Below are 12,792 nucleotides of genomic sequence, written 5' to 3'. Positions count from 1 at the left end.
TTTTTTTAAATTCTTATATAAAGAAATCGCGAAATCATTTAAACTAGAAATAATTTAGTAAGATTTTGCGATTCTCTTTTTTTAATCGAATATAAAGCTTCTAAACCAGCTCGGTCTTGTTTTCTCCATACAAAAGCTGATTTATCGTTTTAAATAAAAGTACTGGCTCAAAAGGTTTAATGATAATGTCGTTAATTCCAGCTGAAAGTGCCTCTTCTGAAATTTCTTCTTTGTCAAAGGCAGTTACTGCTATTACAGGAGTTACTATCCCTTTTTGACGTATTCTTTTGGTAGTTTCAAAACCATTCATCAACGGCATATTTATATCCATCAATATAATATCAAATTTTTCGGTTTCAAGTATCGCAAGAGCGGCCATACCTGAATCAACTACTCTGCTTTTGCAATTATTTTTTTCAATAATCTTTTTCGTGATTAGCTGATTAATTTTGTTATCATCTACCACAAGTACTTTAAATATTTCACTCGAGCTTAAATCAACTTGAATCTTATTTATAAGCTCCATAGTTTTAATAGGATCATGATCAAATGCAATGGTAAAAGTAGTCCCTTCTCCTGTTTTACTTTTAAGAGAGATAGTACTATCAAACAATTCCAATAGTCGTTTTACAATAGATAAACCTAAGCCGGTACCTTGATAATCAATTTCTTTTCTTCCAATCTGTACAAATTTTTCAAATATCTTTTCTTGATCTTCCTCTGCAATTCCAACCCCATTGTCCTCAATATTAAATTCAATAAAATGAGCTTTATTTTCGATTCTAACTAAATCAGCTTTAATATTTACTTCCCCATTATTTGTGAACTTCAGTGCATTACTTACCATGTTTATTATAATTTGAGAAAACCTTAGTTTATCCCCTATTAAATATTCAGGAATTGCAGGGTCGATACTAACATTAATATGGTTCTTATGGCTTTTAGCAATGAATGATAATGAATTCTTAATCAGATTAATTTCATCAGCTAGATTGAACGTTAAGCTTTCGAGCACAATTCTATTTTCTTCGATCTTATTGATTTGAAGAACATCATTAACCAGACACAGTAAGTAACGTGCCGAAAATTTAAGGGAGGCTAAATGAGGACTATCGGCCAGTTCTTTATGCTCATCCAATAACAAATTTGTTATACCTACAACACCATATAAAGGCGTACGTAGTTCATGACTGATAGTTGATACAAACTGTGATTTCAAATGAGACGCTTCTTCTGCTCTCTCTTTTGCAATAAATAATTTTTCATTCGCGATGATGAACTCCGCATTTTTTTTCTTCTTAAACCTATTATTCCTATAAAAATTATAAAGTAATAGTAGCACCACACTAAAGGCTATAATAAATAATATTACAATAATCCTTGACTTTTGCAAACTTATTTCTTGTAAATTTATTTCGTTTTCTATTGTATCAACTTTTCTTTTATATTCATCTAACTCTAGATTAAGACCAACAACATTTGCTTTCTTAAGCTTGTTAGAATCTTCAAGTATTTTTTTTATTGAATTATAAAGGACTAAATTTTCATAAGCCATTTTATAATCTCCTTTCTTCATCAATAGATTGGCATACTCTTCATACACATACAACAAATCAGATTGCTCATTACCTTCTTTTCCTAATATAATTGCTTTTTTAAAAAACGAATCGGCTTTATCAAATTCTAATTTATTGGTAAAAAACATCCCATTTAGCATATTTACAGCCACAATAGTCTCCTTATCATCTAATTCACTTTGATGGGTATTTATAAAATCTAAATAGGGTTTCCCTTTGTTAAAACTTCCTTTATAAAAATAAGCCCATGCAATATTCATTTTTGTGATATAGGCTCCCTTGGAATCGTTAATTTTAGAACTATACTCAAGTGCTTTTTGGTAATAGTTTATCCCTTCGCTAAGGTTGTTTAATTCAAAACAATAAACATTCCCTATGTTATTATTGAGCGAATTCTTGATAGTATCATTATTAGTTTTATCTGCATACGACAGTCCTTTTTTATAATAAAAGACAGCTTTATCAATTTCAGACAATTCTTCAAAATTTGCCGCAATCGTATTGTATGATTTAGCAATCAATTCGTCGTCATTCCTGTCGATAGCATACCGCAATGCTAATCTTGCGGTGGCTAATGATTGTTCAAATTTAGACTCAGCTAATTTAGTAGTAGCAACAACGGTTAATTTTAAAATTGCTTTTCTAGAAGGAGTATCCGCGTTTGCAATAGGAACATTGCTGAACATTTTTAACGAAAAAAAAAGGAATAAAAGTATTCGTATGTGCGGCATAACTTGCTTTTTATTATCAAATATACATTTATATAATTGACTATCAATATTTAAATTAAATAGATATTAACAAATTAAAGAAAAACAATAAAAAGAAATATCCTACACGGAAATTTATAAACTAAATTTAAAACTATACATGACAACTTAAAAACGAATTCTAAAACAATATAAAAAGCCGTTCCAAATCAATCTATTCAAGATATTTTACCTTAAATAAATAGTGTGAACGGCTTATTTCTAATATATAAAATATTTATACTTGTATTTAACTAAAAATCCTTAGGGTGGTGCAATTTCCCTACGGATTTTGCTACGATGGTAGCAACAGTAGAATCACTAGTCACGTTGACCACGGTTCTGCACATATCTAAAGGTCTATCAATGGCAAAGATAAGTGCCAATCCCGCTTCAGGAATTCCAGCTTGACCTAAAACGATAACAAGCATGACCATTCCGGCGCTAGGAACTGCTGCAGATCCTATCGAAGCAAGCGTTGCCGTAACCACGATCATTAATTGTGTATTTAAGTCTAAAGGATTTGGGAGCATTGCCTGAGCAATAAAAATAGCTGCTACCGCCTGATAAAGACTTGTACCATCCATATTTACCGTAGCGCCTAGCGGCAATACAAAACTGGACACTTCTTCATCAACTCCTACATGTTCCGTTACGCATTCCATCGTTACTGGCAACGTAGCTGCGCTTGAACTTGTCGAAAAAGCCAACAATTGTGCAGGTGCAATTGCTTTGAAAAATTTTATTGGATTTACTTTTGCAAAAATCAGTAACAACGCAGGGTAAAATAGAAAAGTCATAATAAACAACCCTAAGACAACCGTCAATCCATAAATACCTAATGCTCTTAGCGTACTAAAGTCGGGGATTTCTACCATCAAAGAGGCCATTAAAGCAAAAACACCATAAGGAGAAAAAAGCATTATGATATCGATGATTTTCATAATAACTTCATTTAACCCTTTAAAAAATTCGACAACAGGTTTCGCTTTCTTTTCCTCAACTAAGATAAGTCCGATACCAAGAAGGATTACGAAAAGGATAACCTGTAACATACTACCATTATCGCTTAAAGCCTTGAAAAAATTATCTGGAACAATATCAATCAATGGTTGAAGGGGGCCATTCTTTTTAGTACTCGCCGCCATTTCTATCTTTTGAGAGGCATCCACAGAAAAATTTTGGATCAAACTTTCTCTCGACTCTTGATTAATATACCTCCCTGGTTTTATTAGATTAGCCAAACCTAAACCAATAGTAACGGCTATTACGGTAGAACATAAATAAAATAATACCGTTCTTCCACCAAGTTTTGAAAGCTTAGAAATATCTTTTAAATCTGCTAACCCTACTATTAACGAAACCACTATTAATGGAACGGCAATCATTTTAAGAAGATTTATAAAAATAGTCCCAAAGGGTTTAATCCAATCGACGACAATCCCTTTTTGTTCAAGATTCTTCATTAATAATCCAAACAGTAATCCTAATATCATTCCTATTAAGATTTTCCAATGCATCGCAAGTTTCTTCATAATTTTAATTTTAATTTTAGCTATAAAGCCAAATATCCCTAAATTAAAAACTCCTCAAATCTGAGGAGTTTTTTAGTATCATTTAGTCTAAGGAATCTATTTCTATTTCGTTATTTTCTTCCCATTGTCCTACCACCGAAGTGGCTAATGCATTTCCTAAAACATTAGTAGCACTTCTAAACATATCACAAAAGTGATCTATTGGTAATATCAAAGCGATGCCCTCAATTGGAATATCAAACATACCACAAGTGGCTGCCACAACAACTAAACTAGCCCTTGGCACTCCTGCTATTCCTTTACTTGTAAGCATTAAAACGAGTAGCATTGTCATTTGCGTTCCTAAATCCAAATCAATTCCATAGGCTTGCGCTATAAAAATACTAGCGAAAGTCATGTACATCATACTACCGTCAAGGTTAAAAGAATACCCTAATGGCAACATGAAGGAAACAATTTTATCTTTCACTCCAAAACGCTCTAGTTCTTCCGTTAATTTTGGAAAAACCGCTTCACTACTTGTCGTTCCAAAAGCAATAATTAATGGACTAACGATTCTTTTTAACAAAACTGTCATCCTACTCTTAAGGAAAATATAACCAACAAGGATTAATACGATCCAAAGCGACGAAATACCAATTAAAAAGGAACCGAAAAATTTAAAATATGTAATAGCCAATTCTTGAAAATCCCTAACTGCAAAAACTCCCGCAATAGCTCCAAAAACTCCAATTGGCGCGAAATTCATCACATAATTTACCATTTTTAAAATGATATGCGACATTTTATCCAGTGCAGTAACTACAGGTTTAACATAGTCACCAATTGATGCAGCAGCTAAACCAAAGAAAATTGAAAACACAACAATTTGTAAAATTTCATTCGTAGCCAGTGCTTCAAAAATACTCTTTGGAACAATATGCTCAATAAAATTTTCGAAGGAAATACTCTGAGTTTTAGCAGCCACTTCTGAAGCTGACGTCAAATCAACATTAGATAAATTAAGTCCAACTCCCGGTTTAAGAAGATTCACAAAAAACATTCCTAATAATAGTGAAATAAAAGAAGCTGTAAAAAACCAACCTAAAGCTTTTCCCCCAATTCTACCCACTGCACTTACATTTCCCAATTTTGCAATACCCACAACTAACGTCGTAAAAACTAATGGTGCGATAATCATTTGCACCAATCTTATAAAAACGGTAGCAAGAATTTTTATTTTATTACTGAAAGATAAGGCAGCTTCTACCGAAATGGTATTGTGAATAACAATTCCTAAAATGGCTCCTAGAACCATCGCAATCAGTATTTGTGTCGTCAAGTTTGATGTTATTGACTTATCTTGTGTATTTGTAGAACTCATTTGGTTTATTATTGGTTTTATGGGTTGGTTTATCATTAAAAGTACCTCCTTAAACTGGAGTTACCATTCAATTAGTTTTTAATATATTTTGTTAATCAAATAAAAATCAGCTAATACAATTGCCGCCATCGCTTCCACAATAGGGACTGCTCTAGGTACAACACAAGGGTCATGGCGTCCTTTTCCTGTCATCTCTGTAATATTTCCTTGATTATCTAACGACTCCTGTTTTTGCATAATGGTAGCTACTGGTTTAAAAGCCACTCGGAAATAAATATCCATACCATTGCTAATGCCACCTTGAATTCCACCAGAAAGATTCGTTTTTGTCGTCCCGTCAGGATTGTATAAATCATTGTGCTCACTACCTTTCATTTTGGCACCACAAAATCCACTTCCATATTCAAATCCTTTCACAGCATTGATAGAAAGCATTGCTTTACCCAGTTCTGCATGCAGTTTGTCAAAAACAGGTTCCCCTAAACCAACTGGAACATTCTGAATCACACAGGTAATAGTTCCCCCTACGGTATCTCCTTGCTTGCGAATTTCGCGTATGTACTCTTCCATTATCACTGCAGATTCTTCATCAGGACAACGAACAGGATTATTTTCAGTTTTTGAAAAATCTAAATCTTGATAGGGTTTTTCCAGAAAAATTGACCCTACTGAAGATACATAGGCATTAATTTTAATATCTGGCAACATTTGCTTAGCAATTGCACCTGCCACTACTCTGCTGGCAGTTTCACGTGCTGAACTTCTTCCGCCTCCGCGATAGTCTCTAAAACCATATTTCTTTTCATAAACATAATCGGCATGACTAGGTCTATAATTATCCTTTATATGAGAGTAATCGTCTGATTTCTGATTTGTATTGGGTATAATAAATCCTATTGGTGTGCCTGTCGTTTTTCCTTCAAAAATGCCTGATAAAAACTGAACATCATCCGGTTCTTTTCGTTGTGTAACGATAGCAGATTGGCCTGGTTTTCTTCTTGACATTTCTAGCTGAATTGCCTCTAAATCTAGCGTTATTCCAGACGGGCATCCGTCAATTATTCCACCTAATGCTTCTCCGTGAGATTCTCCAAAAGTTGTTATTCTAAATAGAGTACCGTAGCTATTTCCTGCCATTATAATAAGTTTTGAACAAATATATGTTTTATGACTTAAAGTAAAAAATTTAAAATTAGGATTGCATAATAAAATCCCCAACTTAAAAAGTTTACGTTTAGTTAATGGTTACTACTAATTCATAACAATCTAATAAAACGGAATTCGTAACCCAATGCCTAAATTTGTGAAACTTCAAATTAGAATCAATTGAAAAAAAGAAAAGTTGAGATCGTTGTAATTTCTGATGTACATCTTGGAACCTTTGGCAGTCATGCCATAGAACTTAATAAGTACCTATCATCAATAAAACCAAAAATTTTAGTGTTGAACGGTGATATCATAGACATTTGGCAATTTAGAAAGTCCTATTTTCCTCAAACACATTTGAAAATCATTCAAAAAATAATGAGCTTTGCTTCCAAAGGCACTAAAGTCTATTACATTACCGGAAACCACGATGAAATGCTTCGAAAATTCAGTGACCTGAATATGGGCAACATCGCACTAGTGGATAAATTAATATTAGAAATGGATGATAAAAAAGCATGGATTTTTCATGGTGATGTTTTTGATGCTTCCGTGAATCATGCAAAATGGATTGCTAAATTAGGTGGCCTCGGTTACGATTATCTCATTCTTTCCAATCGGTTTGTTAATTGGTGTTTAAAAAAGATTGGAAAAGAACCGTATTCGTTTTCGAAAAAAATAAAAGCAGGCGTAAAAAAAGCAGTAAAGCATATCTCTGATTTTGAAGAAACGGCCACAGAACTCGCAATTGAAAAAAAGTATGATTATGTAATCTGCGGGCATATTCATGAACCAAAAATTATAAAAAAGGAAAATAAAAATGGGTCTGTCCTATATCTCAATTCTGGCGATTGGGTCGAAAATTTAACAGCCCTTGAATACAATAAGAAAAGATGGAAACTATACTGCTATCAGGAATCTAATTTTTCAGAAGAAGAAAACCTCTTCGAAATGGAAGACAACCTGAGTCACCAAATAATTTAACGTTTTTTTAATAAAATAGAAACAAATAACAAACCATTGGTAATCATTGCTTAAAGCATAAATCAACAAAACTCAAGGTGTGAATTTTGAAACAATTAACAATTAAAATATAAATTTTTCGTTCCCATTTCGTTGTAACTTTGCAGCAACAAATATTTAACTATGAAAAAAATTATTTTATCTGCTTTTATGTTAATTGGATTAGCATTTAGCACACAAGCACAAGACATCTCTAAAAACGCAATAGGTTTACGTTTAGGAGACAGTGGCGGTTTTGGAACTGAAATTACTTACCAAAGAGCTTTGGGAAGCAACAACAGACTTGAACTTGATTTAGGTTGGAGAAATAGAAAAGACTACAATAATAATGGTTATGATGACAACGCAATCAAACTTGCTGCTTTGTACCAATGGGTATGGAACATTGATGGTGGTTTCAACTGGTACGCTGGTGTAGGTGGTGGTTTAGGTAGTTATAGTTATGATAACGACAATACTCATTATAACGATACGTTTGCATTTGCTGCAGGGGACATAGGAATTGAGTATAATTTTGATATTCCATTATTAATCTCTTTAGATTTCAGACCTGAATTTGGTGGAAATGGTTACTACAAAAACAATTACGGTTCTGATATTGCCTTGGGTCTTAAATACCAATTCTAGTATTACTCTGTTTATATAAAAAATGCCACTATCTCTAGTGGCATTTTTTTATTTAATAATAATTTCTTTTTTCGAGTTAATTTTGACAACGCAAAAAGGATAAGTTATTACCTGAGATACCATCGTACCAAGCTCCGGACTACTTTCTTTTACATTGATTATTATATTTTTTTCCGTTTCCTGAACACTTTCAACCGCTACTGAATAACCTCCAGTACTTTTTTCGCCCATATTCAAAATAACAAAATTTGATCTTTGAACATCGATAGCAGTAATCTTATTTTTCAACTGCTTATCGTTCTGCAACATTTTTATTTCATTTGGTTCAGTCAAGATCTCGTAGAAATGGATGTTACCCCCTCCATCAGATTGTTGCGTCAATACTTCAAATAAAGGTGATTTCCCTGTTTCTTTTATAACAGTAGCCCCGCAGGAAACTAATAAAAAAATAATAAACACAGAACTGATTTTTTTCATTGGTTTATTTTAAGTTGATTCAAAGCGTTATTCTTTTTTCGATTGATTCAAAAATTTATTTTTTTTCGAATACTTCTTAATTGCCTTTTGATATAAATCGACATACAATGGCAAAATGTTTTTAATATCAAACTTCTTTGCTACAGACAATGCATTTTCTTTAAATTTTAAAAGAACAGTATTATCTTTTAATATTTTCAACGCATTCTGAGCCATTTCATCTGTATTCCCAACGTCGCTCAAATAACCTGAAATCCCTTCAAAATTTACTTCAGACAACCCTCCAGAATTACTAGAGATCACCGGAACTCCCCAAGCCATAGCTTCTAATGCTGCGAGACCAAAACTTTCTGTTTCAGATGGCAACAAAAATAAATCAGTGTAACTTAAAATTTTATCGATTTCATTACTGTTTCCAAAAAAGATAACTTTATCCAAAATACCTAATTCCTGACATAGATATTCAGCCTTTTCTTTCTCAGGCCCATCACCTACCATCATTAATTTAGCAGGAATTTCCTGTTGAATTTTATGAAATATTTTGATAACATCAGGAATTCGCTTTACTTTTCTAAAATTACTAATATGAGTAATTATCCTTTCGTCTCCTTTAGCCATCAAAGAACGGCGACATGAAATACTCGGATCTTTAGTATTCTTATCTAATTCTATAAAGTTAGGTATGACATGAATATCTTTTTTTATGTTAAATAACTTATAAGTATCCTCTTTCAAACTTTGTGAAACTGATGTCACCACGTCAGATTTATTGATACTAAAACTTACCGCCGGTTTATAGAAAGGATGATTTCCAACCAATGTAATATCTGTTCCATGAAGCGTAGTAACCATCGGGATTTCAATTCCTTCATCTTTCAACATTTGCTTAGCCATATAACCCGCATAAGCGTGAGGAATAGCATAATGCACATGCAGAATTTCAATTTTGTATAGTTTAACCATATCGACCAATTTGCTCGATAGTGCTAATTCATAAGGCTGATAATGAAACAATGGATATTCAGGAACGTTAACTTCATGATAGTGAACGTTAGGATTTAACAATGCCAAACGAACGGGTTGACTGTAAGTAATGAAATGAACTTCATGGCCATGACGAGCTAATTCAAGCCCTAACTCTGTAGCGACAACTCCACTTCCTCCAAACGTAGGGTAACAAACTATTGCAATTTTCATGTATTTATTTTAATGTAACGAATTTAAGGAAAATAGGAACGCCATTTTTTAAAATGACAAAAGAAATCTTTAATTATATATCTGCTTTAAACTAATTACCGTTCAATTGCATCATATATTATTTCTTGAATGTCTTCTCGAATATTTTCTCTTGATAATTTATTTGTACTATCTGCAGGAAATGTTCTATTGGATAAGAAGATATAAACGATTTCGGTTTCTGGATCTGCCCAAGCCATTGTGCCTGTAAATCCAGTATGTCCAAAACTAGTCATGGAAGCACAACCACAAGTAGGGCCTTTATCTCCTAATTGAGGTTTATCAAAACCTACGCCTCTTCGATTGCCTTCTGCACAAAAATAACAGGTATTAAAGTCATCGAATGTTTTCTCAGAGAAATATTGCTTGTTCCCATAATTTCCTTTTTGTAAATACAGCTGCATTATTTTGGCGATATCCATACTATTTGAAAAAATTCCAGCATGTCCTCCTATTCCACCTTCCATTGCAGCACCCATATCATGAACATATCCTTGTATAATCTGATTACGGAAATACGTGTCAATTTCTGTTGGTGCAATTCGATCTTTAGGAATACTTTGCAACGGATTGTACATGGTATTATTGGCGCCAAGTGGTTTATAAAAATTATCAGTACTTAAAACATCTAATGTTTTTCCAGTAGCTTTTTCTAAATACTCTTTTAGAATCATAAACGTAAAATCACTGTACTTGTATTTTTTTTGCGGAAGCAACTTACTGTCTGCAATCAAATTCATAATAGTATCATGATAATCATTTCTTAAAAAAAGACTATCAGCCACTTTTGTGGAAAATTGTGCCTCTGATATTTTCTTATAATATTTATCCAAGGGGTTCCCACTTTTATCTACCGTAGCTTTATAAAAAGGAATCCAAGGTTGCAGTCTGGCATAGTGCGACAATAGTTCCTTAAAGTGTATGTCTTGTTTATTTGAATTTTTAAATATAGGTAGCATGGAGTCTAATCTAGTTTCCATGTTTATTTTCTGCTGGTCATATTGGAGCATTACGTTGGGCAATGTAGATAAGATCTTCGTTAAAGAAGCCACATCATACACATCACTATTAGTGACTTTTGAATTCTTTTCATAGGTCTGGTATCCAAAAGACTTTTGATAAATGACTTTTCCTTTTCTTGCTACCAAAATCTGCATTCCAGGGGCCATTTTGCCATTGATTGCTTTTTGTGCTACGGCTTCAATTTTATCCAAAATCAAAGGATTCATTCCCACATTTTCAGCTGCTGTGAATCCTAAAACATTTAATTTTTCTGTTGAAAGTCCTAAATTAGCAGTAAACTCAGTCGTGACAGTAACAGGTAATTTCCCTTTGGCAGCAATAGCACCAAAAATCAACTCAGCAGAAACTTCTTGTGCAATCAGACTATTTTGATACGAAAGCACCACGCCCTTGATATCATTAAAACTATCTACTGGAATCAAAGAATAAGGCGGAGCAAAAACATCTAATATTACATTGTTGTTTTTGGCTAAAAAAGCTAATTTTTGTAATTCTGTTTGACTAAAATCAAAGCTTTTCCAAGCTATATCCGATTTATGGTAACCAATAATTAGAGTTGTAAATTGATTTAATTTTGATTGTAAATTCTCAAGATTGTCATCTGCAATTTCAGTTACTTCGGTGTACTTTTTTAATGTGGAAATAAACGTACTATTTGTTGCATCGCCCATTTTCACGTAGGCAATCTTTTGATTTGCTAAATCTTTGATTGGTAAAATAGTATTTGTATTCTTTAAAACAGTAATGGCATTCTCGTACAATTCATATTGCAAAGCATCATTTTTAGATGAATTAAGATCCTGATACAAATTCTTAGTATCAATAGGCTTGTACGTATTTAAACCAGCGTGGTATTTGAATTTAAGAATTTTCTTCACTGACAAAGCCAGTCTACTTTCCGTGAATAAAGAGTCCTGATAGGCTTGCTTGAAAGCATCTAAAGCCAGTGGAACATTTTCAGGAAACAGTAAAACATCGTTGCCGGCCAGAAACGCCTTTAAGTCAATCTGACCTGGAGTGCTAAATCTACTTACTGCTTTCATATTTAAAGCATCTGTAAAAATAAGACCTTGAAATCCTAATTCCTTTTGGAGAACATTTGTGACAATTTTATAAGATATAGAAGAAGGATAATTTGGTTTAGGTTCTAAGCTTGGTACGTTTAAATGCGCAACCATTACTGACGCAAGTCCTTTTTCAAACATCTTTTTATAGGGATAGAACTCCATTATCTCTAATCTTTCCTTAGAAAAATTAACAGTTGGCAATCCTTTGTGGGAATCGATATCTGTATCTCCGTGACCTGGAAAATGTTTCCCTGTCGAAAACACACCTTTACTCTGCATCCCCTTCATCATTGCAATGGCTCGTTCCGTAACTTTATACTTATCTTCGCCAAATGAACGGAAACCAATAATAGGGTTTTTAGGATTCGTATTAATATCCAATACGGGAGAAAAATTGAACTGCAGACCCAATCTTTTACTTTGCTCTCCTATTTGAGTACCTAATTTTTCAATCAATTTAATATCTTGCACCGCACCAAGAGTCATATTCCATGGATATGTATAGGTAGAGTCGAGACGCATACTGAGTCCCCATTCAGCATCATTACCTATAAATAGTGGTGTTTTAGATTTAGATTGATACCGATTTGTCAAATTGGCCTGACGTACAGGCCCACCTTGAAAAAATAGTAATCCACCAATTTTATTTTCACTTATGAGTTTTTCAATCGCAGTATAATGAGTGTTATCTCTATTTGAATAGGCAGCAACCATAAATAACTGCCCTACTTTTTCATCAAATGTCATCGCATTATAAATACTGTCCACCCATTTTTTCCCTTCAATTGATATTTCAAAAAGCATAGAAGGCTTTTGAGAATTGTCAACTACTACACTATCAATTTCCGAAGGATGATGGGCAAGTATTACCTTCTGCTTATTATTTTTTACTCCAATACAACTGGTTATAAAAAAAAATAAGACATAAAGAAAAGAAATTCTGATGCCTGTATTTTTCATTAAAGTATT

The 12,792-nt window shown here is 33.2% G+C and carries 9 protein-coding genes; 2 read left to right on the top strand and 7 right to left on the bottom strand.

Annotation, left to right across the window (positions count from 1 at the left end; genetic code table 11):
* Positions 1–100 precede the first annotated feature (100 nt).
* The 4 genes from AC4PRO_RS05115 to aroC form a co-directional block, all read right to left on the bottom strand.
* Positions 101–2,308 (bottom strand): tetratricopeptide repeat-containing hybrid sensor histidine kinase/response regulator, encoded by a 2,208-nt coding sequence (locus AC4PRO_RS05115; protein ID WP_492116554.1) that lies wholly within the window; start codon positions 2,306–2,308, stop codon positions 101–103.
* A 272-nt stretch (positions 2,309–2,580) separates the two neighbouring features.
* Positions 2,581–3,861 (bottom strand): dicarboxylate/amino acid:cation symporter, encoded by a 1,281-nt coding sequence (locus tag AC4PRO_RS05110; protein ID WP_074722377.1) that lies wholly within the window; start codon positions 3,859–3,861, stop codon positions 2,581–2,583.
* 82 nt (positions 3,862–3,943) lie between these two features.
* Complete coding sequence (locus AC4PRO_RS05105; protein ID WP_492116553.1) at positions 3,944–5,224, bottom strand: dicarboxylate/amino acid:cation symporter; 1,281 nt, start codon at positions 5,222–5,224, stop codon at positions 3,944–3,946.
* A 78-nt stretch (positions 5,225–5,302) separates the two neighbouring features.
* On the bottom strand, positions 5,303–6,361 hold the full coding sequence (gene aroC / locus AC4PRO_RS05100) for a chorismate synthase (RefSeq protein ID WP_492116552.1): 1,059 nt from the start codon (positions 6,359–6,361) through the stop codon (positions 5,303–5,305).
* A gap of 189 nt (positions 6,362–6,550) precedes the next feature.
* Between aroC and AC4PRO_RS05095 the strand changes: the two genes are divergently transcribed.
* Complete coding sequence (locus tag AC4PRO_RS05095; protein WP_074722383.1) at positions 6,551–7,354, top strand: UDP-2,3-diacylglucosamine diphosphatase; 804 nt, start codon at positions 6,551–6,553, stop codon at positions 7,352–7,354.
* 162 nt (positions 7,355–7,516) lie between these two features.
* Complete coding sequence (locus AC4PRO_RS05090; protein WP_074722385.1) at positions 7,517–8,020, top strand: hypothetical protein; 504 nt, start codon at positions 7,517–7,519, stop codon at positions 8,018–8,020.
* Between the two features lie 48 nt (positions 8,021–8,068).
* Here the strand turns inward: AC4PRO_RS05090 and AC4PRO_RS05085 are convergent, their stop codons facing one another.
* The 3 genes from AC4PRO_RS05085 to AC4PRO_RS05075 form a co-directional block, all read right to left on the bottom strand.
* On the bottom strand, positions 8,069–8,497 hold the full coding sequence (locus AC4PRO_RS05085; RefSeq protein ID WP_074722387.1) for a protease complex subunit PrcB family protein: 429 nt from the start codon (positions 8,495–8,497) through the stop codon (positions 8,069–8,071).
* A 27-nt stretch (positions 8,498–8,524) separates the two neighbouring features.
* Positions 8,525–9,694 carry an N-acetyl-alpha-D-glucosaminyl L-malate synthase BshA gene (gene bshA, locus AC4PRO_RS05080; protein WP_492116551.1) on the bottom strand — a complete coding sequence of 390 codons (1,170 nt, stop codon included), beginning with the start codon at positions 9,692–9,694 and terminating at the stop codon, positions 8,525–8,527.
* 95 nt (positions 9,695–9,789) lie between these two features.
* Complete coding sequence (locus AC4PRO_RS05075; protein ID WP_492116550.1) at positions 9,790–12,783, bottom strand: serine hydrolase domain-containing protein; 2,994 nt, start codon at positions 12,781–12,783, stop codon at positions 9,790–9,792.
* Positions 12,784–12,792 lie beyond the last annotated feature (9 nt).

It is taken from the genome of Flavobacterium sp. DW-iso2, assembly GCF_058725285.1.
This window is presented reverse-complemented; position numbering and strand designations above follow the sequence as displayed.

Excerpts from the sequence above, each read along its gene's own strand:
- AC4PRO_RS05075 (WP_492116550.1), bottom strand. The coding sequence starts at position 12,783 with ATGAAAAATACAGGCATCAGAATTTCTTTTCTTTATGTCTTATTTTTT.
- AC4PRO_RS05105 (WP_492116553.1), bottom strand. The coding sequence starts at position 5,224 with ATGAGTTCTACAAATACACAAGATAAGTCAATAACATCAAACTTGACG.
- bshA (WP_492116551.1), bottom strand. The coding sequence starts at position 9,694 with ATGAAAATTGCAATAGTTTGTTACCCTACGTTTGGAGGAAGTGGAGTT.
- aroC (WP_492116552.1), bottom strand. The coding sequence starts at position 6,361 with ATGGCAGGAAATAGCTACGGTACTCTATTTAGAATAACAACTTTTGGA.
- AC4PRO_RS05090 (WP_074722385.1), top strand. The coding sequence starts at position 7,517 with ATGAAAAAAATTATTTTATCTGCTTTTATGTTAATTGGATTAGCATTT.
- AC4PRO_RS05110 (WP_074722377.1), bottom strand. The coding sequence starts at position 3,861 with ATGAAGAAACTTGCGATGCATTGGAAAATCTTAATAGGAATGATATTA.
- AC4PRO_RS05085 (WP_074722387.1), bottom strand. The coding sequence starts at position 8,497 with ATGAAAAAAATCAGTTCTGTGTTTATTATTTTTTTATTAGTTTCCTGC.
- AC4PRO_RS05115 (WP_492116554.1), bottom strand. The coding sequence starts at position 2,308 with ATGCCGCACATACGAATACTTTTATTCCTTTTTTTTTCGTTAAAAATG.